At 66.8% G+C, this 22,989-nt stretch carries 26 protein-coding genes; 8 read left to right on the forward strand and 18 right to left on the reverse strand.

Annotated elements, in window-relative coordinates; translation table 11 throughout:
• Positions 1-337 precede the first annotated feature (337 nt).
• Complete coding sequence (locus tag L107_RS08955) at positions 338-1,414, forward strand: NAD(P)/FAD-dependent oxidoreductase (protein ID WP_159818013.1); 1,077 nt, start codon at positions 338-340, stop codon at positions 1,412-1,414.
• Positions 1,411-2,601, forward strand: a complete 1,191-nt coding sequence (locus tag L107_RS08960) for a pyridoxal phosphate-dependent aminotransferase (protein ID WP_159818015.1) — start codon at positions 1,411-1,413, stop codon at positions 2,599-2,601. Before L107_RS08955 ends, L107_RS08960 begins: the two co-directional genes overlap by 4 nt.
• 15 nt (positions 2,602-2,616) lie before the next feature.
• Here the strand turns inward: L107_RS08960 and L107_RS08965 are convergent, their stop codons facing one another.
• Positions 2,617-3,471: an MOSC domain-containing protein gene (locus tag L107_RS08965; protein WP_159818017.1), complete on the reverse strand. Its 855-nt coding sequence runs from the start codon at positions 3,469-3,471 to the stop codon at positions 2,617-2,619.
• A gap of 80 nt (positions 3,472-3,551) precedes the next feature.
• Here L107_RS08965 and L107_RS08970 point away from each other — a divergent pair, with 80 nt between their 5' ends.
• Positions 3,552-3,995, forward strand: coding sequence for a hypothetical protein (locus L107_RS08970; RefSeq protein ID WP_159818019.1), 444 nt, complete (start codon positions 3,552-3,554; stop codon positions 3,993-3,995).
• A 25-nt stretch (positions 3,996-4,020) separates the two neighbouring features.
• On the opposite strand, the gene L107_RS08975 is transcribed toward L107_RS08970, so the two are convergent.
• The 3 genes from L107_RS08975 to L107_RS08985 form a co-directional block, all read right to left on the reverse strand.
• A complete protein-coding gene (locus L107_RS08975) occupies positions 4,021-4,206 on the reverse strand; it encodes a hypothetical protein (RefSeq protein ID WP_159818021.1) in 186 nt (61 codons plus the stop codon).
• Between the two features lie 20 nt (positions 4,207-4,226).
• Positions 4,227-5,249, reverse strand: coding sequence for a restriction endonuclease (locus tag L107_RS08980; protein ID WP_159818023.1), 1,023 nt, complete (start codon positions 5,247-5,249; stop codon positions 4,227-4,229).
• 184 nt (positions 5,250-5,433) lie between these two features.
• Positions 5,434-5,865 (reverse strand): NUDIX hydrolase, encoded by a 432-nt coding sequence (locus L107_RS08985; RefSeq protein WP_159818025.1) that lies wholly within the window; start codon positions 5,863-5,865, stop codon positions 5,434-5,436.
• 123 nt (positions 5,866-5,988) lie between these two features.
• Here L107_RS08985 and L107_RS08990 point away from each other — a divergent pair, with 123 nt between their 5' ends.
• On the forward strand, positions 5,989-6,813 hold the full coding sequence (locus L107_RS08990) for a GGDEF domain-containing protein (protein ID WP_159818027.1): 825 nt from the start codon (positions 5,989-5,991) through the stop codon (positions 6,811-6,813).
• On the opposite strand, the gene L107_RS08995 is transcribed toward L107_RS08990, so the two are convergent.
• A complete protein-coding gene (locus tag L107_RS08995) occupies positions 6,765-8,189 on the reverse strand; it encodes a glutamine synthetase (RefSeq protein WP_236550599.1) in 1,425 nt (474 codons plus the stop codon). The genes L107_RS08990 and L107_RS08995 overlap by 49 nt on opposite strands.
• A gap of 50 nt (positions 8,190-8,239) precedes the next feature.
• On the opposite strand from L107_RS08995, the gene L107_RS09000 reads away from it, so the two are divergent.
• The 3 genes from L107_RS09000 to L107_RS09010 are packed head-to-tail and all read left to right on the forward strand — an operon-like array spanning position 8,240 to position 9,532.
• Positions 8,240-8,866: a cysteine hydrolase family protein gene (locus L107_RS09000; RefSeq protein ID WP_159818029.1), complete on the forward strand. Its 627-nt coding sequence runs from the start codon at positions 8,240-8,242 to the stop codon at positions 8,864-8,866.
• 20 nt (positions 8,867-8,886) lie between these two features.
• Positions 8,887-9,114: a type II toxin-antitoxin system Phd/YefM family antitoxin gene (locus tag L107_RS09005; RefSeq protein ID WP_159818031.1), complete on the forward strand. Its 228-nt coding sequence runs from the start codon at positions 8,887-8,889 to the stop codon at positions 9,112-9,114.
• A 10-nt stretch (positions 9,115-9,124) separates the two neighbouring features.
• Complete coding sequence (locus tag L107_RS09010; protein WP_236550600.1) at positions 9,125-9,532, forward strand: type II toxin-antitoxin system VapC family toxin; 408 nt, start codon at positions 9,125-9,127, stop codon at positions 9,530-9,532.
• 7 nt (positions 9,533-9,539) lie between these two features.
• Here L107_RS09010 and L107_RS09015 read toward each other — a convergent pair whose 3' ends face one another.
• The 6 genes from L107_RS09015 to L107_RS16805 form a co-directional block, all read right to left on the reverse strand.
• Positions 9,540-9,899, reverse strand: coding sequence for a hypothetical protein (locus L107_RS09015; RefSeq protein WP_159818033.1), 360 nt, complete (start codon positions 9,897-9,899; stop codon positions 9,540-9,542).
• Between the two features lie 167 nt (positions 9,900-10,066).
• Positions 10,067-10,777, reverse strand: a complete 711-nt coding sequence (locus L107_RS09020) for a response regulator transcription factor (protein WP_159818035.1) — start codon at positions 10,775-10,777, stop codon at positions 10,067-10,069.
• Positions 10,778-10,828: 51 nt separating this feature from the next.
• The gene (locus L107_RS09025) at positions 10,829-11,989 is read right to left on the reverse strand and encodes a Fic family protein (protein WP_159818037.1); all 1,161 of its coding nucleotides are present in this window, start codon (positions 11,987-11,989) and stop codon (positions 10,829-10,831) included.
• 112 nt (positions 11,990-12,101) lie between these two features.
• Entirely contained in the window at positions 12,102-12,530 is a 429-nt protein-coding gene (locus L107_RS09030) for a type II toxin-antitoxin system VapC family toxin (RefSeq protein ID WP_159818039.1), read from the reverse strand.
• Positions 12,530-12,778 carry a type II toxin-antitoxin system Phd/YefM family antitoxin gene (locus L107_RS09035; protein ID WP_236550601.1) on the reverse strand — a complete coding sequence of 83 codons (249 nt, stop codon included), beginning with the start codon at positions 12,776-12,778 and terminating at the stop codon, positions 12,530-12,532. Before L107_RS09035 ends, L107_RS09030 begins: the two co-directional genes overlap by 1 nt.
• A 157-nt stretch (positions 12,779-12,935) precedes the next feature.
• Positions 12,936-13,232: a Fic family protein gene (locus L107_RS16805; protein WP_159818142.1), complete on the reverse strand. Its 297-nt coding sequence runs from the start codon at positions 13,230-13,232 to the stop codon at positions 12,936-12,938.
• A gap of 1,192 nt (positions 13,233-14,424) precedes the next feature.
• Here L107_RS16805 and L107_RS09045 point away from each other — a divergent pair.
• Positions 14,425-15,405: an IS5 family transposase gene (locus tag L107_RS09045; RefSeq protein WP_159818041.1), complete on the forward strand. Its 981-nt coding sequence runs from the start codon at positions 14,425-14,427 to the stop codon at positions 15,403-15,405.
• Positions 15,406-15,673: 268 nt separating this feature from the next.
• Here L107_RS09045 and L107_RS09050 read toward each other — a convergent pair whose 3' ends face one another.
• The 7 genes from L107_RS09050 to L107_RS09080 all read right to left on the reverse strand — a co-directional run bounded on the left by L107_RS09050 (position 15,674) and on the right by L107_RS09080 (position 22,853).
• Positions 15,674-16,507, reverse strand: coding sequence for a M28 family peptidase (locus L107_RS09050; protein WP_159818043.1), 834 nt, complete (start codon positions 16,505-16,507; stop codon positions 15,674-15,676).
• A gap of 57 nt (positions 16,508-16,564) precedes the next feature.
• Positions 16,565-16,705: a hypothetical protein gene (locus tag L107_RS09055; RefSeq protein ID WP_159818045.1), complete on the reverse strand. Its 141-nt coding sequence runs from the start codon at positions 16,703-16,705 to the stop codon at positions 16,565-16,567.
• A gap of 70 nt (positions 16,706-16,775) precedes the next feature.
• Positions 16,776-17,645 (reverse strand): hypothetical protein, encoded by an 870-nt coding sequence (locus L107_RS09060; protein WP_159818047.1) that lies wholly within the window; start codon positions 17,643-17,645, stop codon positions 16,776-16,778.
• Positions 17,646-17,652: 7 nt separating this feature from the next.
• Positions 17,653-18,063 carry a hypothetical protein gene (locus L107_RS09065; RefSeq protein ID WP_159818049.1) on the reverse strand — a complete coding sequence of 137 codons (411 nt, stop codon included), beginning with the start codon at positions 18,061-18,063 and terminating at the stop codon, positions 17,653-17,655.
• A gap of 53 nt (positions 18,064-18,116) precedes the next feature.
• Positions 18,117-18,431, reverse strand: coding sequence for a hypothetical protein (locus tag L107_RS09070; RefSeq protein ID WP_159818051.1), 315 nt, complete (start codon positions 18,429-18,431; stop codon positions 18,117-18,119).
• Between the two features lie 72 nt (positions 18,432-18,503).
• Positions 18,504-18,854 (reverse strand): hypothetical protein, encoded by a 351-nt coding sequence (locus L107_RS09075; RefSeq protein WP_159818053.1) that lies wholly within the window; start codon positions 18,852-18,854, stop codon positions 18,504-18,506.
• 93 nt (positions 18,855-18,947) lie between these two features.
• Complete coding sequence (locus tag L107_RS09080; protein WP_236550603.1) at positions 18,948-22,853, reverse strand: CHAT domain-containing protein; 3,906 nt, start codon at positions 22,851-22,853, stop codon at positions 18,948-18,950.
• Between the last annotated feature and the right edge of the window lie 136 nt (positions 22,854-22,989).

A 22,989-nucleotide genomic window follows, 5' to 3' on the forward strand; every position in this document is an offset into this window, starting at 1 on the left:
GCTGACGTGTGGAGCCCCTGGGCGACGCCGCTTCCCTGCCCGGCGCAGCGGTTTGATGATGTGACCCTGCGCCCGATTTCCTCGGCTCCTTCACCCTTGCTCAGGGAAAACTCAGGCTTCTTTTCTGAGCCCTCGAAGGTGACGACGGCGACGTCGATCGGTTTGCCCACGCCCCTAACATTCACGGGCAAGCATCCTTTCAGGCCGTGGGCGCCGCACGGATCACGAGTTCAGTGGTTTTGCGGGCAGTGGCGCCAGCCGTTCTGTCGGTGGTTGTGTCAGGCCATCCTTGCCTGATCTGCGGGTCTGTTTTTCCCTCAGCGTCGGATCTTCAGCGGTGATCCATACAGCTGTCGTCGGTGGAGGCGCCTGCGGGCTGGCCCTGGCCAGGGGGCTGTGGCAGCAGGGACGACCCGTGCGCGTCTACGAGCGGGCCGCGGCCTCCCATCTCCACGGCCATGGGTTTCTCCTGCTGGCCAATGGGCTCGCCGCCCTGCGGAGACTCGGCTGCGACCCGGACGGCACCCTGGGCCATCCGATCACCTCGGTGAGGATTCTCTGCGCTTCCGGGCAGGTGCTGGTGGAGCATCCGCTCGAGGGGGCGGTGGCGATGCTGCGCCACGATCTGCTCCATGTGCTGCTGCACGGCGCCCCCGATGCGCTGGTCCAGTACAACCACCCGTTCGAGCGCTTCGACTGGGACCGGGAGCGGGCCCGGGCGGTGTGTTTTCAGAACGGCCGCTCCCACCCCGCCGATGCCTTCGTCGCGGCCGATGGGGTGCGCTCCAGCTGCCGCCTGTCCCTGGGATACGGGGCGATGACCAATCCCGGCCGGGTCAAGGAGATCGTGGCCCACCTGCGACAGCCCCTGGTGGCCGCCGAACTGGGCCATCGCTTCCTCAAGGTGCTCGATCCCTCCGGGGGGCTGGCGGTGGGCCTGGTGCCCCTGGGGGATGACCGCTTGGTCTGGTTCGTTCAGTTCGACAGCCAGCGTTTCACCGCCCCCCAGCCCTCCGAGGTGGGGGCCTTCCTCCAGGACCACTTCCGGGAGTTCCCCGTTGTGGTGCGGCACGTGCTGGGCGCCACCGATCCGGCCCGCGCCCATGTGTGGCACACCGTGGACGAGGACCCGGCCACCCGCTGGAGCAAGGGCAACGTCGCCCTGGCGGGGGACGCGGCCCACCCGCTGCTGCCGTTCACCAGCCAGGGGGTCAACACGGCCCTGGAGGATGCGGTGCTCCTCAGCGACCTGCTGGCCGGCTGTCGCGACCCCGACGAGGTTCCTGAGCTGTTCTGCACCTACGAACGCCAGCGGCGGCCGGCGCTGCTGGGCTGTGTGGAGGCCGGTCGTCAGATGGCGCGGGCGTTCGTCCAGCCGTCGCCCACCCGGCTCCAGCTGCCGCTGATGGCATGAGCGACTGCTTCGCCGACAGCTTCCGTGACGGCGCGGTGCCGCTGGACCTGCTGCGCCAGCGGGCCCACAACCTGCGCTGGGCCGAGCAGCCCCCCGGGGTGATCCCGCTCACCGCCGCCGATCCCGATTTCCCGGCGGCGCCGGTCATCCGCGAGGCCATCGCCGACTACGCCCGCTCCGGCGTGTTCAGCTATGGCCCGGCCGGCGGGCTGCCCACCTTCCGCCAGGCGGTGGCGGGCTACCTGCGGCAGCGGGGGGCCTCCGTGCCCCCCGAAGCGGTGGTGGCGGTGAACAGTGCCGCCGCCGGCCTGGCCCTGCTGACCCGCCACTGGCTCTCGCCCGGCGATGAGGCGATCGTCTGGGATCCGGTCGACTTCCTCTTCGCCCATACGGTGCGCAGTGCCGGCGGGGTCCCGGTGCTGTGGCGCATCGATCCCCGGGCCCCCCTGGATCTGGCCGCCCTGGAGGCCCTGGTGACCCCCCGCACCCGGCTGCTGTGCCTCTGCAACCCCCACAACCCCCTGGGCCGCTGCTTCCGCCGCGACGAACTGGAGGCCTTGGGTCGCTTCTGCCTGGAGCGGGGGCTGCGGGTGCTGAGCGACGAGGTGTGGAGCGATGTGGTCTACCCGCCGGCCACCTTCACCAGCTGGCTGGCTTTGGAGCCGGAGCTGGCCGGCCTCGGGGCGGTGGTGCACGGCTTCTCCAAGTCCTTTGGCCTGGCTGGCCTGCGGGTGGGCTACGTGGCGATGGCGGATCCGGAGGCGGCCGCCCGGCTGCTGGCCGCCAGTGAGCTGCCCTCCACCGTCGATGGCGTGGCCACCCTCAGCCAGGTGGCCGCCACGGCGGCCTACAGCCCCGAGGGCCTGGCCTGGCTGGAGGCCTTCCTGGGCCATCTGCGGGCCCGCCGTGACCAGGCCGTCACCCGGCTGGCGGCGATCCCCGGCCTGCGGGTGCGGCCCCCCGCGGCCACCTTCGTGCTGTTTGTCGGCCTGCCGCCGCTCCAGGAGAGCGTCGAGGCGCTGGTGGAGCGGCTGCGGCGGGACCACGGGGTGGCGGTGGTGCCGGGCAGTCCCCGCTGGTTCGGCCCCGGGGCGGCGGGCCACCTGCGGCTGAGCTTCGCCACCTCCGAGGCCCTGCTGGCCGAGGCCCTCGAGCGCCTGGCGGCCGGGCTGGTCTCGGGGCCCTAGCCACCTGGGAGCCGCTCAGGGCAGCAGCCGCACCGGGTCCCCCACCGCCATCGGGCCGGGGGTGACCACGCTGAGGCGGATGCCGGCCACCACGCCGTTGTGGCGGGCGGTGGCCCGCAGGATCTCCAGGTTCTCCTCCAGGGCGCCCTGGGCCAGGGTGGTGACCACGCAGCGGGGGCAGCCACCGTCGACCCGCAGCACCAGCTGCTCGCCGATCTGCAGGCAGGATCCGCTCCAGCCCTCCTCCACGAAGCCGGTGGACTCCGGCGGCGTGGCGATCAGCAGGTTGGGGCGGAAGCGTTCGACGGCGAAATCCAGCTGGGGTTCAAGCTGCCGCAGTCGCTCCAGGGTGGCGGTGGTGATGGCGTGGATGGGGCAGGCATCGAAGAAGGTGCCTTCGGGCAGCTCCAGGGCGTTGGTCACGTCCTGGAAGGCGCGCTCCTCCACCGGCGGCCAGTACTGGTCGAGGCTGGCGCCCTGCGGGGGGGTGTCCAGCAGGCTCACCCGACGCCCGAACAGCTCGCTGAAGAAGGCGTCCACATCGTCCTCGCCGCTGCAGAGCCCGGCGCTGCCGTCGTCCTCGCGGGGGGCGATCAGCACTGGCGGCAGGGGCGCCACCGGCGTCGGCTCCTCCCGGAAACGGGCCCGGTAGCCGAGCAGGCCCTGCCAGAGCCGCGGGTTCTTGGCGCTGGCCACCCGGCCGCTGGCGTGGTCCCAGAGGGCATAGGCCCGGTCGCCCCGGATGCCGCGGGGATCCACCGCCAGCTGGCTGGGGGAGTCCCCGAGCATCGACTTCACCGGGTAGCGCCAGAGCGTCTGCACCGTTCCCACCAGATCCTGCACGCCTGTCGCCTGTCGTTGCCGGCGCACTCTGGGGGCGGAGGCGCGACAACGCCGGTAGCAGCACCTACCGTCCGTGGAGCGCACGCCGGGATCCGCTCGCCAGGGCCATGAAGGCGTTCATCCACCTGCGATCCGCCCGGTTCGCCGAGCTGCCCGGCGAGGCCGGGGAGATGGTGAATCCGGGCACGGTCGGCAAGGCCCTGGCGCTGCATCTGCAGGAGAGGCTCCAGCGCAACGGCCGTCAGGTGCCTTTCCTCTGTTGCGAGGACTGGGGCTGGTGGGTGGAGCTGGCCGATGCCCCGTTTCGCTTCGGCGTCTGCATCTACAGCCTGCCGGCGGACGCGGATGCGGCGAAGGAGGGGGTGGGGATGGCGTTCTGCTGCACCGACGGGGCCGTCGCCGCGCGGATCTGGGACTGGCGCCGCTTCCGCTTCATCGACACGGCCCCCTGGGCCGAGGCCCTGCACCGCGAACTGCTGGCGATCCTCGGCGACGATCCGGAGGTGGAGCTGCTGGGCTGCGGACCCAGCTTCCCGGGAACAGGCCCCTGAGGGGCCCCTGGGTTGGCGGGCTCCGTCAGGGGCTCCAGAAGCCGCGCGCGTTGAGCCACAGCCCCAGCACCAGCAGCGGCAGCAGGAACCCCGCCAGGATCTGCAGCCGGGGCCGCAGGCCGGTGGCTTCCGGGGCGGCCCCGGCGACCTCCTGCCGGGGGGGCGTGCCCCTGCCGTGGCTGGGCGTGCGTCGGCGCGATCGCGAAGCCATGGAGGCGAGGGGAAGGGCCCTCAATTCTTCACCAGCACCTGCTCCAGCGACAGATGATCCCGGATGTCGCGGGGCAGGTGGGTCCAGTGGCGGGCGATCAGCTCGGCCAGCTGCTGGCCGTTGACGAGGCTGATCCTGGCGAAGCCCTCCTCACTGGCCGCCGTGGTCGCCGCCGGCTGGAAATCCGCGGTGGTGATGAAGATCCCATGGCCGCCGAAGGGAATGAACTGGCGCAGCTCCCGCACCGCATCGGCGCCGATCCTGGCGCCGAGGTTGCCGCGGTGGAAACGGACATGGATGCGGATGCGGGCCGGCAGCGACAGGGTGATGTCGCCGCAGGCATCGAACACGTCGCGCAGTACCCCGTGGTGCTCGGTCCGCTCCCAGTCCTGGAAGCCGAGGGCATCCAGCAGATGGACCACCAGCCGCTCGAATTCGCCGGGATCCAGCTGCAGGAGCTGCTCGAGCACGCTGCGGTGGGACTCCTCCTTCCTGGTCGTCGGCCGGGCCGGGGTCGATGTCTCCTGGCGGCCGATGGCGCGGATGAATTCGGCCTGGTGCTCCACCAGGAACACCGTCAGCAGGGAACGCATCCGGGTGTGGGACGGGACGGTGAGCAGGGTGCGGATGGAATTGCGGAACGGCGCCGAGAAGTGGTCGAGCCGGAGCGGTTCGGGCGACCAGGTGACGGGACGCCGATGGCGCAGGGGACAGCCGTCGTCGCCGGTGGGGTCGTAATAGGCGCGGCCCTCATCGACGACACCGAAGCGCAGCAGGTCGGCTTCCGCCGCCGGAATGATCACGTGGTCGCCGGGACGGATCTCGAACAGGAAGCGGTGGATCTCGTTGACGTAGTTGGAGAGCAGGATCGCGCTCTGGATGTCCGGGAAGTAGCGCCGCACCACCGAGAAGAGCTGCTCCCGGTTCCGGACCGGGCCGAGGTCCTCGGTGATCTCCCGCCAGCCGATGCCGACGAAGCCGCCGCTGAGGAAGTTGTCCGCGTAGATGCCGCCGCCCGCCCGAACGCACCAGACGTTGGTCATCGAAGGGACGCGGGTCGGGGGGGCAGGCCTGCGGGCGCCATGGAGGGGGTGACGGCGCTTACAGCTTCCGAATGGAAGATCCCTGAGATTGTCGCGAATCTTGCCGGGAAGCGCATCCTCATCAACCCTGAGACGCAGGAGAACGGTCTGATACCTCCAAGCTTAAGCCATCATTCACCATTCTTTAGTTCTTCCGGTCCAGTCCTGGGTCGAGGCGGCGCACGGCCCGCTCCAGGGACGGGGCCAGGCCGCGCCGCTGCTGCAGCCTGGGGCTCCAGATCCGGCCGCTGCGCAGCTCCTCCAGGCCGGCCAGCGCCAGGTCCTGGCCTTCGTTCAGCCGCAGCGCCGTCAGCGACACGGTGAGGGGTCCGCGGAAGTAGTAGGCACTGAGCTGGTCGTCGTGGTGCTCGAACCAGAGCGGCAGCGGGGGCGCGCCCCAGCCGATCTCCTCCCGCAGCTCCCGCAGGATCGCCTGCTCCGGCCGCTCGCCGGGGTCGAGGTGGCCGCCGAACAGGCCCCAGCAGCCCGGATGGACGATCCCCTCGATGTCGTCCCGCAGCTGCAGCAGCCAGCGCCCCTCGCGCTCCAGCATCGCCAGCGCCACCGCGAAGGTCATGGGTGGGGGCGGTCCATGGGGCGATGCGGCCTGTCGTGGGGATTCTGGCCGGGGCGGGGTGGCGGGATGGACACCTGGTGTCCTCCGTTCCCGCCTACTTTTCCCCGGACATTCCTCCAGCCCGTGAACACCGCCGATCTGATCTTCCTCCTGCTGCGGGCCGCCACGGCGGTGCTGTGCGGGGTGGCGGCGCGGGAGGCGTGGGAGCGCGCCCGCCTGCCGGGGCAGCCGCGGCAGCGGCGCTGGCGGGCCCGATGCGGGGCAGCCGTCCTGCTGGCCCTGGGGGTGTTCGCCCTCGAGGACGGGGTGGGGGAGGCCCTGGGCCGGCCGGGGGAGCCGTTGCGCTGGCGCAGCTGGGTGTGGGTGATCCTCGATCTCTCCATCCCCGCCCAGGTGCTGGCGGTGCTGAGCACCCTGCGTGAGCGCGACCGCCTGGAGGCCGAGCTGGCTGCTGCGGTGCGGCGTGATCCGCTGACCCTTCTGCCCAACCGGACGGGCTTCGCCGAGGCGGCCACGGTGGCCCTGGCCGCCGCCGCCCGCGACGGCCGGCCGGTGGCGGGGGCCATGCTCGACATCGACTTCTTCAAGGCCATCAACGACGGCTGGGGCCATGGCGCCGGCGATGCCGTCCTGCGCGACGTCGCCGGCGCCATGCGGGCCGTGCTGCGCCCGGGCGATGTGCTGGCCCGCGTCGGCGGCGAGGAATTCGCGCTGCTGCTGCCCGGCGTCGATGCGAGGGGGGCGGGGCCCCTGCTGGAGCGGTTGCGGGCAGCCGCTGCGGCCGTGCCCCATCCAGGGGCACCGGGGCAGCGCATCACCCTTTCGGCCGGCGTGGCGGTGGTCGAGGGCACGGGCCTGGAGGCGCTGGAGACCGGCCTGCGCAACGCCGACGGCGCCCTCTACGCCGCCAAGGCCGCCGGGCGCAACCGGGTGATGGTGGCCGGCTGAGGAGCCCCTGCCTGGCCGCCCTTCAGCCGATCCCCCCCCACCACCGGCCACCACGCCGAGGCGGCCACCAGCTCCGCCTCGCTGCAGTCCGCCGCCCGCCGCACCTCCGCCGCCTGGCTGTCGCCCAGGGCGCCGTGCAGCGCCTCCCCCAGGGCCTCGCGCAGCAGGTCGCTGGCGGCGAAGGCGGCCGAGGCCTGCGCCAGGCTGGCGGGCAGGCGCGCCGCCGCCCCGGCGGGCAGGCCGGACGGATCGCCGCTCACTGGGGGGGGCAGCGGCCGGGGGCGCTCCAGGCCATCGGCCACCACGGCCTGAACGGCCCCCAGCAGCAGGTAGGGGTTGGCGGCCAGGTCGGCCACCTTCAGCTCCAGGTGGGCCGGGGCGCCATCGGCCGCGGTGGGGACCAGCCGCAGGGCCGCCTCCCGGTTCTCCACGCCCCACACCTGGAACGGCGCCGACCACGACCCCGTGGCCAGCCGCCGGTAGGACACCGCCAGGGGGCAGGCCAGGGCCAGCAGGGCCGGCAGTTCCGCCAGCAGGGCCGCCAGCACCCCGGCGCCGGTGCCGGTGAGGCCGGCTTCCTGCTCACCCCCCTGCAGCAGCGGCACCCCGTCGCGCACCAGGCTCAGGTGCAGGTGGCCGCCGTTGCCCACCCGCTCCAGGCTGGGCTTGGGGCTGAAGCAGCAGCGCCAGCCGAAGCGGCGCGTCACGCGCTGGATCACCAATCTCGCGTGCACCAGCCGGTCGGCGGCCTCCAGGGGTGTGCCCGGCGCCAGCGACAGCTCGAACTGGCCGGCGCCGTACTCCGGGTGGAACTGCAGCCAGGGCAGGCCGGCCGCCTCCAGGGCCTCCAGCAGGGCCGTGGCGTAGTCGAGGCCCTCCACCAGCCGATCGGCCCCGTAGGGCCCCCCGGGAATCGCCGGTGCCGGCGTGCCGTCGGCAGCGGGGCTGGCCACCAGCCACTCCAGCTCGAAGCCGGCCCGCAGCTCTACCCTGGCCCGCTCCAGCTGCTCCATCTGGCGGCGGCAGAGGTGGCGCTGGTCGCCGGCGTAGGGCGCGCCGCTGCGCTCGTAGCGCTCACCCGGCGCCCAGGCCCAGCCGTTGGCCGGCTCCAGCGGCGCCAGGGCCGCCGCATCCGCCCGCAGGCGCAGGTCGCCGTCGGGCCGGGCCAGGCGATGGCCGGGAGCGATGGCGCCGTCGGCGCTGAAGGCATCGGCCACCGGTGAGAAGCCCACCCCCACCGCCACCGCCGCCTCGAAACCGGCCAGGGGCACCACCTTCACCAGCGGCGCCCCGGCGTGGTTCACCCAGGTGATCGCCACCCAGCGGAGACCCTGTTCGGCCAGCGCCAAAGCCATGGAGGCGGGGGGAAGGGCCACGGGAGCGGCAGGCGGCTGCCGCCATGATTGGACGGATCGCCGCCGTCCGCATGCCGTCGAGCTCACCCGCGGAGTGGCTCCATCCCGGGGCCACCGCCCTGCTGCTGGTGGATCTGCAGCAGGGCACCTGCGGCGACGCCCAGCCCCGGCCCGACCCGGACTTCGATGCCCGCTTCCGCGCCACCACCCTGCCGAATGCCGAGCGGGTGCTGGCGGCGGCGCGGGAGGGCGGGCTGGAGGTGATCCACACCGTGATCGCCAACCTCACCGCCGACGGCCGCGACCGCAGCCTCGACTACAAGCGCTGCGGCATGGGCTTCCCGCCCGGCAGCCGCGCCGCCGAGGTGATCGCCGAGCTGGCTCCCCTGGCCGATGAGCCGGTGCTCCCCAAGAGCTCCTCCTCGCCCTTCAGCTCCACCGTCCTCGACTACCTGCTGCGCAACCTGGGCGTCCGCTCGCTGGTGGTGATCGGCCTGCTCACCGACCAGTGCATCGACCACACCGTGAAGGACGCCGCCGACCGCGGCTACCGGGTGGTGTGCGTCCACGACGCCTGCCAGGCGGTGACCCCCGAGCGCCATGCCGCCGCCTTGGAATGCTTCGCCGGTTATGGGGAGCAGATCGGCAGCGGGGACTTCGTGGCGGCTTTGAACTTAGCCGCAGACGGACTAAGCTGAGTCCTTTCGGCGCCGCCGCCATGCAGGTCAACCTCCACGACGCCAAGACCCACCTCTCCCGCTACGTGGCCCAGGCCCTGGAAGGGGAGGAGGTGGTGATCGCCAAGGCGGGGCGGCCGTTGGTGCGGCTGGTGCCGGTGGCGTCAGCGCCCGAAGCCCGCCGGGGCGGCTTCCTGGGGGGCTCCGCGGTGCTGGGCGCCGATCTCAAGGCCGATTTTGCCGCCGAGATCGACAGCCTGTTCAGCTGATCCGCTCGCTGTGACCCGCACTGAAGCCACACCCCTGCTGCTCGATACCCAGCTGCTGCTCTGGTGGGCCATCGAGCCGCGCCGGTTGCCGGGCGGGACGGTGAGCCTGCTGGCGGATCCGGCCCAGCCCCTGGTGCTCAGCGTCGTGAGCCTGTGGGAGGTGGCGATCAAATCCTCCCTGGGCCGGGCCGATTTCCAGGTGGAGGCCGCCGCCCTGCGTCTGGGCCTGCTGGGGCAGGGATTCCGCGAACTGCCTGTCCGCGCCGAGCACGTGCTGGCGGTCCAGCACCTTCCCTGGATTCACCGCGACCCTTTCGACCGCCTGCTGGTGGTGCAGGCCCGGCTGGAGGGCCTGCGTCTGCTCAGCGCCGATCGCACCCTGCTGGCCTACGGAGAGCACGTGCAGGCCCCAGGCTGAACTGCCCTCAGGCCGGCGGTTCCGGGTCGTAGTACACGCCGGCGTTGTTGAACGGGGGCAGGGTGGTGACGTACTCCGTGGTCAGGCTGGCGGGGTCGAAGGCGATGATCGTCCGGGTGCGGTCGAGCCACGGCACCCGGTGGGCGCCGGTGACCGTGAGGGTGGCCACCCAGGGGCCGACGACGCTGTCGTTGAGATCGAAGTCGCCGCCCTCGGGGTGGCGCTCGTAGAGCTTGACGACGCCATGGGCCAGGACCCGCTCCGGGTCGCACAGCCAGTAACCGGTGCGGCCGGCCAGGATGACCTCGGACACGCGGGAGTGCCCGGCCGCGGCGAAGCTGAGGTGGACGGCCATGGTGCGCTGCATTCGAACGGACGGCGTGCGGCGTGCCCGGTGGGCACGGCCGGCTCTGTCAGGCGGGCCCGGCCTTGCATCGGCAAGCCGCTCGGGTCATCCCCGGACCTGACCACCTTCCCCTGGGACAGCCTCGGCCCGCATCCCCGGAATGGGGGATTGGCCCGGTGCAGGCCGCCTCAGCCCGTGACCGGCCTGCGACCCTCCAGTGCCGATTCCAGGTTGATCAGCCCGGCGGCGATCGACTTGACCACGGCCTTGGTGCGGTTGTCGACCTGGAGCTTCTGGAAGATGTGCTTCACGTGGGTCCGCACGGTCTCGGGGCTGACCACCAGCTCCTGGCTGATCCGCTGGTCGGTCAGGCCCAGCATCAGATGGTTCAGCACCACCCGCTCACGCTCGGTCAGCGGTTCGATCGGGGCGGCGGGCGGCCGCTGCCGCAGCACCGCCGCCACCGGCTGGGGGTAGTAGACGCCACCGCCGGCCACCACCCGCAGCGCCGGCATGAACAGGCCCGATTCGAAGCAGATGCCGTCGCAGCCGCGGGCCAGGGCCTCCCGCACCAGGTCCTCGTTGGCGTCGTCGGCGATCAGCAGCGTGCGGATGGCGGGGTCGAGCGTCTCGGTGCGCTCCACCAGCGATAGCCCGGTGCCCTCCTGCAGCCGTTGGCTCACCACCAGCAGCGACGGCCGTTGCCGCTCCACCAGCCGGAAGCCCTCCTCCTCCGTCGTGGCGGCCCCCACCAGGCTCCGCTGGACCGCCGTGATGCACATGAAGGCCCCCAGCCATTTCATGTGCTCGAGGCAGGCCACCGTGGTCAGGCCGGCCAGGATCTCCTCCAGCTCCTCCAGCAGGGCGGGAATGCCCGGAATGAGCTCCGTGAGGTCCACGGCTGGGGGAACGTCCGGCGCCCATGATGGCCTGGTCCGGGTGCGTCTGGGTCAGAGGGGCTCGGCCCCTTCGCTCAGGATCGCCAGGTAGGCGGTGTAAGCGAACAACCGGTTGCGCCGGCCCCCGGTGATTTCCCGGGCGATGCCCAGAGCCACCAGGCTCTCCAGCGCCTTGGCTGCCGTAGGGAAGCTCAGCTGAGCCCGGGCCGCGAGCTGGGGAATCCCGATCAGGGGGCGTTGCTTCAGTGCCGCATACACCTGCCGCACGCTGGTGCCCGATCGCCCCAGCCCCGTGAGCCTGGCCTCGTCGCCCCGGAACAGCGCCAGCAGCCGCTGGGCCGCATTCACCGCGGCGGCAGCGGTGCTTTCGACGCCTTCCAGGAAGAACGCGACCCACGCCTCCCAGTCCCCATCGCGGCGCACGGCATCGAGGAGTTCGTAATAGCGGTTGCGGTGCTGCTTGAAGAACAGGCTGAGGTAGAGCAGTTGCTGGCGCAGGAGACCGCCGTCCACCAGCATCAGCACGATCAGCAACCGCCCCAGGGGGCCGTTGCCATCCAGAAACGGGTGGATCGTCTCGAACTGGACATGGGCAAGGGCCGCCTTCACCAGCAGGGGCAGGTCGTCCTCGGCATGGAGGAACCGTTCCAGCTCGGCCATGCAACTGTCCACCCGCCCCGGTGGCGGCGGCACGAAGACGGCGTTGCCCGGCCGGGTGCCGCCGATGCAGTTCTGACTGCGCCGGAACTCTCCCGGCAGCCGATCGGCGCCCCGCCCGCGGGCCAGCAATACCGCGTGGATCTCCTTCAGCAGACGGGAGGAGAGGGGAAAGCCGCTGGCCAGCCTTGCCAGGCCGTGTTCCAGGGCGGCCACGTAGCTCGACACCTCCTCCACATCATCGAAGGGAACCCCGGGAGCCTCCGCCAGCTCGAACAGCAGCAGATCTGACAGGGAGGACTGGGTGCCCTCGATCTGGCTGGAGAGCAGGGCTTCGCGGCGGACGTAGGCGTAGAGGAAAAGGTCGGGATCGGGGAGCAGGCTGGAAACGCCATCGAGGCGCCCACAGGCCAGGAGGGCGCGATCGTGGAGGGCCTGGCCCAGTCCGCCCAGGTCGAGCGGGGGCTGGGGTGGCAGCGGATCCGGCACGAAGGCCCTGACCGGCTCCCCGGCGGTGCTGGTGATTTCGTCGTGGCCCGTGGCCTCCCGATTCATCTCCTGCGGTGGCGCCCCAACCTTGAATAAGCCACAGGCCAATTTAAGCGGACCAGGCTTTGCTTTAACAAGCCCGCCGATCCCCTGGTCCTGGCCATCCGCCAGCCGTGCCTCAGTCAGCCCCGATGAGCTGGGCCGCCAGTCCCAGCTGCTGGGCGGCCCTCACGAACGGCGCATCCAGGCTGCAGAGGGTGGCGCCCCGTCCGGCGGCGATGGCCAGGTGCAGCGCATCGGCCGCCCGCAGGGCCGTGGTCCAGCCGCGCAGACAGGCGTTGGCATTGCGGAAGTCCTGGGCTTCCACCGCCAGCATCAGAAAAGCCGGCGCCAGGCTGCGTTCGAAGCCCTCCAGCACCGCCTCGGCCTGCGAGGGACTCAGGGCACCGGTGCGCACCTTCAGCCCGAGGGCGGAATGGAGCTCGGTGGCACTCCAGGGGCTGATCGCCAGTGGGCCTGGGGCCTGCTCGAGAAAGGCCGCGGCGGCGTTGGAGTGGGCCTCCGGTGTGAGCGCCGCCAGCAGCACGCAGGTGTCCACGTACAGCATCAGGAGCCGCCGTCATCCCGCAGGGCGCGCATCGTCTCCACGCCGCCGGTGGCCTGATGGGGCAGGGAGTCCCGCAGGGCCTGGAGCTGGGGCAGGAGGTCGCGCACGGCTCGCCGGGGAACCAGCTCAGCGATGGGCTTGCCGCGACGGGTGATCACCACCGGCTGGCCTTGCTCCACCGCGTCGAGCAGGCTCGACAGCTGGGCCTTGGCCTCCGCCACCGTGACCCGTCGCATGGTGTTGGTCATCGAGATGACCAACTTTAAGATGGTCTGCGGGACGGCGCCACGGCAGCAGGGGCCAACGCGCGCCGTCTGTTTAGGCTCCCTCAGGCCACCAGCCGCGCCGGCGGCAGGGTCGGGGGGAGATGGTGCCCTTGCAACTGCCAGCGCAAAAAGGGCGAGATCAGCCAGACAGCGGCGTGCAGCTTTGCCGTATCCAGATCGAGAGTTCTTCCAGCATCTGATCACGCTGTGCAGGGGAGGTTTCTGCAAGCCGCCACAGGCGCTGCTCCGCCTCTTCATGGCGGGGCTTCCACTCGAAGCCATACGCCCGCAGCACCATCTTCAAAGAGAAGAACGCCACCCGCTTGTTGCCATCGGGTAAGGGGTGGCCCTTGGCGAAGGCGTAGGCAACAACGGCAGCCAGAAGAGCGATATCCGCCTCAGGCCTGAAGGTGTGGAATGTCAGGACCTCCGCCAGAGCGTTTTGATCTTGCGCAGATCAGGCGTTACCTGGAGACCACCATGCCTGTTGATCGTCGCAGCATGGACCCGTGCAATCTCAACAGGGCCTGGGAGGATCAGGCTCCCAGGCTCAATCCTCACTGAGCCAGCGAACGGAAGACGTCGTCGTACTCCTCCATGAACGCCAGAGCGTCATCGATGAGTTCTGGGCGCATGTCAAAGCGGTCAGTGAGGGGCGGGAGAGCACCTGGCCGGGGCGGCTCAGCAGAGGGCACGCTGCTTTGCGCGGCAACCTTGCTCTTCCAGATGGGGGAGGCATCGGTAGCCACGGCCGCTCGTTCAGGCTCAAGTGGGATTGCCACCAGCCCTGATCGTCAACCTTTCGGGTGGCTGGAGTGACATGGATCCCCGCCATGGCTGGGATCTGAGCGATGCCCGATGCCGGTTTCGAACCAGCGACATCCTGCTTGTAAGGCAGGCGCTCTACCTTGAGAACGACTGTGTCGCTTTGGTTCTCAAATCAGGATTTGTCAATCCGGGGGAAATCCGGGGGGGGATTCCTCGGTACCCTGTCGGATATGTTTGGATGCTGCTCGACCATGTCTGGTGTCGTAATCGACTCGGCCAATGCCCTCATTGGCTATGCCGAGGGCAATGACGGGGTCAGTGTCACCCGCCTGGCGACATGTTCCCAGAGTTCGGTTCTCCCCGAAAGAATCTTCACGGTTACGGAATTGTGTAAACCAGGACCGTTCTCCCCTGGCCTCTGCGAAAAAGCTGTTTACGACGCAGCTCGATGGACCCTAGACAACGTTCAAGTTCCGAAACCTGATTCTGGCCAACCGATCCGTCACCGACTGCTTTGTTCACCAGGAAATGGTGAGCCGATAACGGCTGGCAAGGAACGTTGGGTGGCAATCCTTACGATCCCAGCCAGCCGAAAGCGTGGTCGCCCTCGCAAGGGTCAAGGCTGGTCGTTTGGTTTGGCGCGGTCGCGTGATGTAGAAGTCAAAATAGACCTTTTTGATTTCCCTGAATGGGTTGACAGCTTCGAATTTCAGCCACGTTCCTGGGAAGCCAAGCTGAAGATAAACAATAAGTCGCTACGCGAGCTTCGCTGGGAGCCCACAATGCTCCCAGGGAGACTCTGGGAAACCAGGCCGATCCACGCGAGAATGCCCGTGTGAACGCTGGCCAGGACTGAACTGATGGGCGGTAAGCAGCTCGGCTTCTCTGATTACGAGCAGACGACCGCCAAGAAGCAGACCAAGCGCGAGAAGTTCCTGGCTGAGATGGAGGCGGTTGTCCCCTGGGATGCGCTGATCGCCCTGATCGAGCCCACCTACCCAAAGACCAACAAGAAGGGAGGGCGTCCTCCCTACCCGCTGGCGACCATGCTGCGGATCCACCTGCTGCAGCAGTGGTACTCCCTCAGTGATCCAGCCATGGAAGAGGCCCTGATTGAGGTGCCCACCATGTGCCGTTTTGCTGGCATCGATCTGATCAGCGACAGGATCTCTGATGAGACCACGATCCTGACCTTTCGCCATCTGCTTGAGAAGCACAGGTTGGGCGAACAGATCCTTGAGACCGTCAAGGCTCACCTCAGCAACAGGGGCATGACGATGCGGCAGGGAACGATCGTCGATGCCACCTTGATTGCCGCGCCCAGCTCCACTAAGAACAAAGCGGGCAAGCGGGATAAGGAGATGCACCAGACCAAGAAGGGCAATCAGTGGTATTTCGGGATGAAGGTCCATATCGGCGTCGATAAGGATTCAGGGCTGATTCACTCCGTCGTCACCACGGCCGCTAACGTGCATGACCTTACCCCGGTTGCCGAGCTACTGCATGGCGACGAGGAGGTTGTCTACGGTGACGTCGGGTACCAGGGCATCGCCAAGCGACCTGAGATGGCGGCCCATTCAGCAACATTCCGAGTGGCGATGCGGCCGGGGAAACGCCAGGCACTCCCCAACACCGCAGATGGAAAGCTGCAGGATCTGATCGAGGCGGCGAAAGCACACCTCCGCGCCAAGGTCGAGCACCCTTTCAGGGTGATCAAGCAACAGTTCGGATACCAGAAGACGCGGCTGCGTGGCTTGGCCAAAAGCCGCTGCAAGGTCAACGTGCTGGCGGCACTTTCGAACCTCTTCCAAGCCCGGCATCAGTTACTCGCAGCAGCCTGAGCATGGGAATGATGTACTGAGATGCCCTCATTCAGCCTCTATGAGCAACCCAAAGAGGCTGGCAAGGAGCCTGCCAGGGCATCACAAAGCAAGCTTAGAGTCAGTTCACGGTCAGAAGTGTCGTTTCCGCTCTATGCGGTCACTGAAACTTCTATCTCCCAGAGGTTCCTTGACCAACCAAAAGGGCAGGGAGTTGCGCAGGCTTTGGGATTTCGCACCAATCGCGTTTCATGCGCTCCTGAGCATTGAATAGCCAGCAGACTTGGCGTCAGACAACGCTTAGCCCCTTGTGCAGTGCCTCCGTGACGGCCGCAAGGAATGGCAGATCAAGGGTTTCGATCGTGTCGGACATCCGGTGGTAGTGCGGATTGCGCATGAAGGAGGTGTCGGTCACCATCACGGCGTCATAGGCCTGATCCCAGAAAGGGCTGTGGTCTGAGAGGCGCACGTCGGGAATGTCTCGCCCGGCATTGGGTACCGGCAGCACCTTGGTTTTCACATGCTGACCCATCTGACTGGCCAGGCCAGACAGGATGGTCTCAGTGCCGGCGTTGCCGACAACGGCAATGAAATCTCCCTTGTCGCCATAGATGGCCCGCATCGCCGGATGGGGATAGTTCTGCTTCTCAGCGGTGAAGGCGAGCATCTCCAGGCTCACCATCAGCCGGATCTCCTGGTCAGCCTGACGCAGCTCACGGGCCAGAGCCGTGCTGCCGAGCATGCCCCACTCTTCCTGATCGAAGGCCACGATCCAGACAGGGCGTTGGACAGGAGCGGCACTCCATCGCTGAGCCAGTTCCAGGAGGGTGGCGATGCCGGAGGCGTTGTCGTCGGCGCCGATCGAATTCAGAGGTCCGTCGTAGTGAGCGGCCACGATCAACGGCGCCAGCCCTGGCTCAAGGCCGGGGATCCGCAGGATGAGATTGGTGCCAGCCTCGCTGCCCTCACAGAAGTGGTGCTCCTCGCAAGAGCCAAGGGCACTGAGCTGCTCCGTGAGGTAGCTGCGCACGGCCATCAGGCCGAGGCGGTCCCAGACACCATGACGAGGCTTCGCCACTTCGTGGAGATGGCCGAGGAGGCGGTTCTGCAGGTCTTGTGACATAAAGGAATCCGAAGGTGGCTGGAAGCTGGGAGGTGTCGCGATGGGAACGCCACGAAATCAGAACACAGCTTCGTCGAAGTCGCAGTCCTCTGTGTCATTGCCGAGATCTCGCCATTCGTAAGCCTCCTGCACATCATCAACGGCATCTTCGAAGGCACCCTCCTGGTTCCAGTAGTTGTCGAAGTCGAGGTCGTCCATGGTCTTGGGATGGTTGTCGAGCGGATGAAAGGAAGAGGAAAGGAGTGGCCAGGCCGACCACCCCTCTCGATCAGCAGTAGGCGAGCGACGGACGCCAGCCCCTGGGCGCGCGGGTGTCGTGGACATTGGAGGCCTGGAAGCGGGCCTGGCGTGGTACGGCGCGGTAATCCAGACGCCGGTAGACGATCTCCGGGAAGTCGATCGGGGTGAACAGATCCAGCAGTCGCAGCGCCAGTCCCAGACAGGCCGGGGTGTGGCGCCAGACCTGGGCCTCGCTGAGGCGCAGCACCGGGATACCGAGGCGTGCGACATCGGCATCCTTGGCGTCGTCCTTGCGCTTCTGCGCCGGGCTGGAGTGATAGCTCTCTGTGTTGTAGATGTTGCAGGGCTCGTCGATCTCGATCGCCAGGATCTGCCGGGCGGACCCGGCCACCACGACGATGTCGAAGCCCGAGGCGTAGTTCGGATGACTGCCGCGGCTTACCCAGTCGCTGTGGGCGCGGGTGCCGTGGAACATCACCTCCCGGTAGACGCGGGTGGTGGGCCCGAGCAGCTGGGTGATGGTCTCGGCCAGGGCCTGGCTGAAGTTGGGCACGGTGCGGCCCTGGGCCGTGATCGGGTTCTCGGGAGTGAACAGGCGGCTGGAGGAAGCGAAGGTGCGTGAAGGATCCCAGCCGTTGGCGATGTTGAGGGCCTCGGCGAGCTGGCCGCCGGAGGCACCCACCAGGCTGCTGAGATCGAAGCTCATCAAGCCACCCTGCTCGAACAGTTCGGCGATGCCGCCCAGCAGGGCGCTGGTGCAGAAGGCGCCGAGGAACTGGGCACCCAGATCGGGCTCCAGGTTCACGGCCGTGGCGATGGTGGGGTTCTCCATCACCCAGTCGATGGAGGCGTGGTTGCCTTTGGGTGGGGTGATCAGCGGATAGGAGGAACGGGACATGGAGGGATCAGTTGTAGAGGGCATCGAGTTCGTCGCGGCCGGCAACATTGCTTCGCACCGATGCGCGGGTCTGGGCGTTGACGCGCTGGTCGACGTCGTCCCGGTCCTGCTGGCGGTTGAGTTCACCGCCAAGGACCTGACCGCCGGCGACGGCGGCCGCATCGACGGCGACCCCGAGCAAGCCGGCGCCGGGGATCACCACCGAGGTGGCGATGCCGGCGGTCTTGGCCAGGGTGCCGCCGGGATGGCGCTCGAACTCATCGACATAGGCGGCACAGGCTGTGGAGGCCGCCCCGAAGGGGGTCCAGAGCAACTTGACGATGAACTCACCGGGATCCTTGGATTCGGTGAGCCACTGGCCGTGATCACGGGTCCAGTTCTCCCAGATGGAACCGGAAGCGTTTCCGAAGATGGACATGGTTGGAGGGAAGGAAAGAAGAGAAGGCACGAAAGCGAGCGAGCCGGGCTGATTCAGCGGGCCGCTGCTTCGCTCTGGCAGCGGCTCAGCACCGCGCCACCGGGGCAGGGGCCCTCGGGCCCGAAGAAGCGGCTCACGTACGCGATCAGACGCTCGGGATCCGTGAGGGTGGACCGCAGCTGCTCCCGCTCGGCGTGGGCTGCCATGAGCTCCTGGTGGAGAGCCTTCTGGCGTTCCAGGGATTCGAGCAGCGCATCCTCCATGGCGCAGGCATAGGTGTTGAGTTTCACCGGGGCTTCCGGGCCGAAGTGCTGGATCACTTCCAGGGATTCAGGGCTGATGCTGCTGAGATAGGAGTCGCTGGACATTGCTGGGGACATGGGAGAAGCGAGGCTGTTGCCTCCGCTGCTCTCCTGTCGTTCCGGGTACGCCGAGGTGATTCAGCCGCGACGCAGGGCCCAGTTCCACTTGCAGGTCTTGAGGCACACGGTCCCGTCGAGGGTGTCGGGTGAGCCGACCAGTTGAAGACCGGTGAGTTCCCGCTCGTAGCGGGCATAGGGAGACCTGCGTACCTGCCGGCTCAGCAGCGTCCAGCGCTGCAACCCATGGGAGGCTTCTTGGCGGCCATAGGCAAGAGCGATGCGGATCTTGGTGGCCGAGATGGCCCGCTGCTGGCACCTGCGCTGGGCGTGGCCCGCGTCCCGATCGGTGCCCACCAGATGGATGGCGGGAAGCACGATCAGGTTGGGATCGGCAGCAGCAAGGACATCAAGCTGGCGGTGATGGTTCATGGTCAGGGCATTCATCGAACACCCTCTCGTCGTTCCAACAAAGACGAACCGATTCAGCTCTGTTGCGGCGCCGCGCCTCGGCTCCAGGGGCCTTCAGAGCCCCTTGATGGGCCTCCAGTCACCCACGAGCTGCCAGGCCGCCCAGTAGTAGGGCTGTCGCCAGGCGGTGTTCGGATGGTTGCGGAATTCCGCTTGGGTGGCAGCCAGCGCCTCAGCACGGCCTGCTCCGCCCTTGAGGCGGTTGTAGAAGGCCTCCATGAAGGCAGCAGTGGCCTTGTCGTCCACCTTCCACAAAGACAGCAAGGTGGTGCGGGCTCCGGCGACGGTCAGCGCACGCTGCAGACCGTAGACACCTTCACCTGTGCGGACATCGCCCTGACCGGTGGAGCAGGCCGAGAGAACCACCAGCTCGGTTCCCTCCAGCTGCAGGGCTGTCGCCTCGGCGGCAGTGAGGTAGCCGTCATCGCTGGGATCGGCACCGGGCTGGTTGGCACCGGCTAGCACCAGACCACTTCTGAGCATCGGATCTTCACCGGCGAATCCTGCGAGCTGCTGGCTGCGCTCCATCACGGCGACCAGTGGATCGGTGGGCTTAGTCTTCTGATCCGGTGCGAAAAAGCCGTGGGTGGCGATGTGAACTACCCGTGGGCCTGTACTGCGCTGGAGGCGCAGCACCGTGGCATCCGAACCGGTGAGGGGCTGGGAGCGCAGAAGCGCTCCGATCTGCTGACCCTCCACGGCCGTGGCGGGGAGAGCGGTCCAGCCCTTTGAGCCAACGACCGCGGAACGCTGTTGATTTCCCAGCAGCTGGCTCATCTGAACCGGACCGGAAGCGACCTGAGCGCCCTTGCGATCGAACGCTGGATTGGCCATCACCAGAGGCGATTGGCCACGCGCCGCAGGCTCCTGGAAACGCAGCAGATCCCGGCCGGTGGTAACCAGCCGCAGGTTCACGCTGCTGCCCACCGTCTTGCCTGGGGCCACTGGAGACGGAAGGGCGGCAAAGGGAACGCGGTTCAGTTCTCCGTCTGGGGAGAGGAACCATTGGCGGCTGGAGGCTAGTTGGGGCTGCAACGGAGTGAGCACCAGCTTGCTGACCCCGGCCAGGAGTTGATCGGCATCACTCTGAGACTGAGCAGAGGCCGAGATCGCGGCCGCCACCGCGCTGTCAATCGCTGCAGCCTCACCGAGATCAACCGCGGCAGCCGATCCATTGGGTTGGAGGATCAGCGCCAGGTAGCGAGCAGGGCCCCAGCGCTGCTTGGGGGGTTTCTGCCCGTCAAAGGGTTGATACCGCTGAAACTCCACCAGCACGCCATCGGCAGGAAGAGCTTTGGCCACCTGACTCACTTCCACCACCCGGGGCTGGAGAGCAGGCAGGAGGCGATAGAGCTGCTGCTCCAGCTCAGCTTTCTGTTGCTGCAGTGCAAGCCTTTGAGTATGCGACAGGTTAATAGCGGCCAAGCTGGTGGTGAGACTGGTGATCTGCTCCTTGAACTGGCGTTGCAGGCCAGGGTACCGAGACAGTAACGTCTGTCGCTGCTCAATCTCCTGCAATAGACCATGTTGATTTAGCCGAGAGAAAAGAGCTAGGGACGGACCGTTGCTGTAACGAGTGGCAACTCCGTAGAGCATCTCAGAAGACCGTCCAAGAACTTTTTGCTGATCACGGCGACGCGATTCTGGCAACAATGGTAGTTCGGTCTGGAGAAACAAGGAAGTGCTACGGACGCCTCTAAGCCAAAAGCTCTCGGCCCTGAAATAGTCACCTTGACTGTTGTATATCACTGCAAGGCTGTCAAGGCTGTTAGCGGTGGTGGGATGATTGACACTGAGCGACTTTTCGTTAATCTGTAGCGCGCGCAGAAAGAGAAGCTCAGCCTTGGCGTAGCTGCCTTGATTAAAGTAGAGCAGCGCGAGATTGTTGATGCTGCTTGCGGTGTCGGGATGGTCAGGGCCCAGCACTCTCTCCGTAATTGAAAGGGCGCGAAGATAAAGGGGCTCCGACTTGGCGTAGTCACCCTGCTTGTCGTACATAAAAGCGAGGTTGTTGAGACTGGTGGCGGTCATAGGATGATCAGATCCTAGCGCTTTTTCGTTGATTGCCAGACTTCGGAGGATCAGAGGCTCGGCCTTGGCAAAATCGTCCTGCTCTAAATAGATTAGTGCGAGGTTATTGATGCTTCGTGCGGTTTCGGGGTGTCCAGGCCCCAGCGCCTTCTCGGTGATCGCAAGGGCGCGAATGAAGCGAGGCTCGGCCTTGGTATAGGAGCCCTGACGTAAATAGAGCAGCGCGAGGTTGTTGAGACTGGTGGCGGTCGTAGGATGATCTGCCCCCAGCGCCTTTTCGTTGATCGCAAGGCCTCTAAGGAAGAGAGGCTCAGCCTTGGCATAAGCGCCTTGACCGAAATAGAGCAGCGCGAGGTTGTTGATGCCACGTGCGGTTTCTATGTGCTCAGAACCCAGCGACCTCTCCGCTATCGCAAGAGCACGCAAAAAGAGGGGCTCCGCTTTGGCATAGGCGCCTAGTCTCTGGTACAAGAGGGCGAGGCTATTGAGAAATGAGGCGATCGAAGGGTGATCAGGCCCCAGCGCCTTCTCTGTTATTGCCAATCCGCGAAGGTAAAGAGGCTCGGCCTTGACATAGGCACCCTGATTGAAATGGAGCCATGCAAGCTTGCTGATAACACCTGCGGTTTCGGGATGATCAGGCCCCAGCGCCGTCTCGGCAATCGCAAGGGCACGCAGGTAGAAGGGCTCGGCCTTGGCGTAGGCACCCTGGTTCTGGTACAAGAACGCGAGGTTCATGAGGCTTGCGGCGGTCGAAGGGTGATCAGGCCCCAGCGTCTTCTCGGTGATCGCTAGGGCCCTTAGGACTAGAGGTTCCGCTCTCGAATAGGCACCCTGGCTCTGGTACAAGAACGCGAGGTTATTGAGGCTGATAGCTGTCGAAGGGTGATCAGGCCCCAGCGTCTTCTCGGTGATCGCAAGGCCTCGCAGAAAGAGAGGCTCAGCCTTGGCATAGGCGCCTTGAGTAAAATAGAGCTGCGCGAGATTATTTATACCTCGTGCGTAATCGGGGTGACCAGGCCCCAGCGCCTTCTCGGTGATCGCAAGGCCTCTCAGGAAGAGAGGCTCGGCCTTGGCATAGGCGCCTTGAGTAAAATAGAGCTGCGCGAGGTTGTTGAGACTGGTTGCAGTATCAGGGTGACTAGGACCCAGAACCTTCTCCCTGATCGCCAGGGCGCGCAGAAGCAGAGGTTCAGCCTTCGCATAGGCGCCTTGGTTGAAATAGAGCTCCGCGAGGTTGTTGAGACTAGTGGCACTATCGGGGTGGTTAGGCCCCAGCACCTTCTCCCTGATCGCCAAGGCGCGGAGGTAGAGGGGCTCAGCCTTAGCGTAGTCGCCTTGGTTGTCGTATAGATATGCGAGGTTATTGAGGCTGGTAGCGGTCGAAGGGTGATTAGGTCCCAGCACTTTCTCCTTGATCGCCAAGGCGCTGATGTAGAAGGGCTCAGCCTTGGCGTAGGCACCTTGGCTATCGTATAGTGCCGCCAGGTTATTGAGACTTGTAGCAGTATCGGTGTGATTGGGCCCCAGCACCTTCTCCCTGATCGCCAAGGCGCGGAGGTAGAGGGGCTCAGCCTTGGCGTAGTTGCCTTGGTTGTCGTACAGATATGCGAGGTTATTGAGACTAGTGGCAGTATCGGGGTGATTAGGACCTAGCACCTTCTCCCTGATCGCCAAGGCGCGGAGGTAGAGGGGCTCAGCCTTGGCGTAGTTGCCTTGGTTGTCGTACAGATATGCGAGGTTATTGAGGCTGGTGGCGGTCTCTATATGATAAGGGCCATATCTACTCTCCACCATCACAAGAATTTTTTCCCATAACGGGATCGCCGATTTGTAATCACCCCGTCCAACCATTACATTGGCCTGATCAACTAGAATTCTCTTCGCATTCACCGATGAACTTGGTTTTTCCTTGCCGACTTCTTGCAAAAGACCGGGGCCGGCCTGCGGCTGGGCGTACCCGGCCACTCCCCAGCTGATGGCACCTACTGCAAGCAAAGGGCCAACACTCTTGAACAGACGCCTTGTACCCATGGACTACGACTCGAACAGATGACTGAACGGC

Origin of the sequence: Cyanobium sp. Copco_Reservoir_LC18, from assembly GCF_009834675.1 — a bacterium.
GTDB lineage: Bacteria > Cyanobacteriota > Cyanobacteriia > PCC-6307 > Cyanobiaceae > Cyanobium > Cyanobium minutissimum.

Excerpts from the sequence above, each read along its gene's own strand:
- L107_RS08960 (WP_159818015.1), top strand. The coding sequence starts at position 1,411 with ATGAGCGACTGCTTCGCCGACAGCTTCCGTGACGGCGCGGTGCCGCTG.
- L107_RS08970 (WP_159818019.1), top strand. The coding sequence starts at position 3,552 with ATGAAGGCGTTCATCCACCTGCGATCCGCCCGGTTCGCCGAGCTGCCC.
- L107_RS08975 (WP_159818021.1), bottom strand. The coding sequence starts at position 4,206 with ATGGCTTCGCGATCGCGCCGACGCACGCCCAGCCACGGCAGGGGCACG.
- L107_RS08980 (WP_159818023.1), bottom strand. The coding sequence starts at position 5,249 with ATGACCAACGTCTGGTGCGTTCGGGCGGGCGGCGGCATCTACGCGGAC.
- L107_RS08985 (WP_159818025.1), bottom strand. The coding sequence starts at position 5,865 with ATGACCTTCGCGGTGGCGCTGGCGATGCTGGAGCGCGAGGGGCGCTGG.
- L107_RS09000 (WP_159818029.1), top strand. The coding sequence starts at position 8,240 with ATGCCGTCGAGCTCACCCGCGGAGTGGCTCCATCCCGGGGCCACCGCC.
- L107_RS09005 (WP_159818031.1), top strand. The coding sequence starts at position 8,887 with ATGCAGGTCAACCTCCACGACGCCAAGACCCACCTCTCCCGCTACGTG.
- L107_RS09015 (WP_159818033.1), bottom strand. The coding sequence starts at position 9,899 with ATGCAGCGCACCATGGCCGTCCACCTCAGCTTCGCCGCGGCCGGGCAC.
- L107_RS09025 (WP_159818037.1), bottom strand. The coding sequence starts at position 11,989 with ATGAATCGGGAGGCCACGGGCCACGACGAAATCACCAGCACCGCCGGG.
- L107_RS09030 (WP_159818039.1), bottom strand. The coding sequence starts at position 12,530 with ATGCTGTACGTGGACACCTGCGTGCTGCTGGCGGCGCTCACACCGGAG.
- L107_RS09035 (WP_236550601.1), bottom strand. The coding sequence starts at position 12,778 with ATGACCAACACCATGCGACGGGTCACGGTGGCGGAGGCCAAGGCCCAG.
- L107_RS09045 (WP_159818041.1), top strand. The coding sequence starts at position 14,425 with ATGGGCGGTAAGCAGCTCGGCTTCTCTGATTACGAGCAGACGACCGCC.
- L107_RS09050 (WP_159818043.1), bottom strand. The coding sequence starts at position 16,507 with ATGTCACAAGACCTGCAGAACCGCCTCCTCGGCCATCTCCACGAAGTG.
- L107_RS09055 (WP_159818045.1), bottom strand. The coding sequence starts at position 16,705 with ATGGACGACCTCGACTTCGACAACTACTGGAACCAGGAGGGTGCCTTC.
- L107_RS09060 (WP_159818047.1), bottom strand. The coding sequence starts at position 17,645 with ATGTCCCGTTCCTCCTATCCGCTGATCACCCCACCCAAAGGCAACCAC.
- L107_RS09065 (WP_159818049.1), bottom strand. The coding sequence starts at position 18,063 with ATGTCCATCTTCGGAAACGCTTCCGGTTCCATCTGGGAGAACTGGACC.
- L107_RS09070 (WP_159818051.1), bottom strand. The coding sequence starts at position 18,431 with ATGTCCAGCGACTCCTATCTCAGCAGCATCAGCCCTGAATCCCTGGAA.
- L107_RS09075 (WP_159818053.1), bottom strand. The coding sequence starts at position 18,854 with ATGAACCATCACCGCCAGCTTGATGTCCTTGCTGCTGCCGATCCCAAC.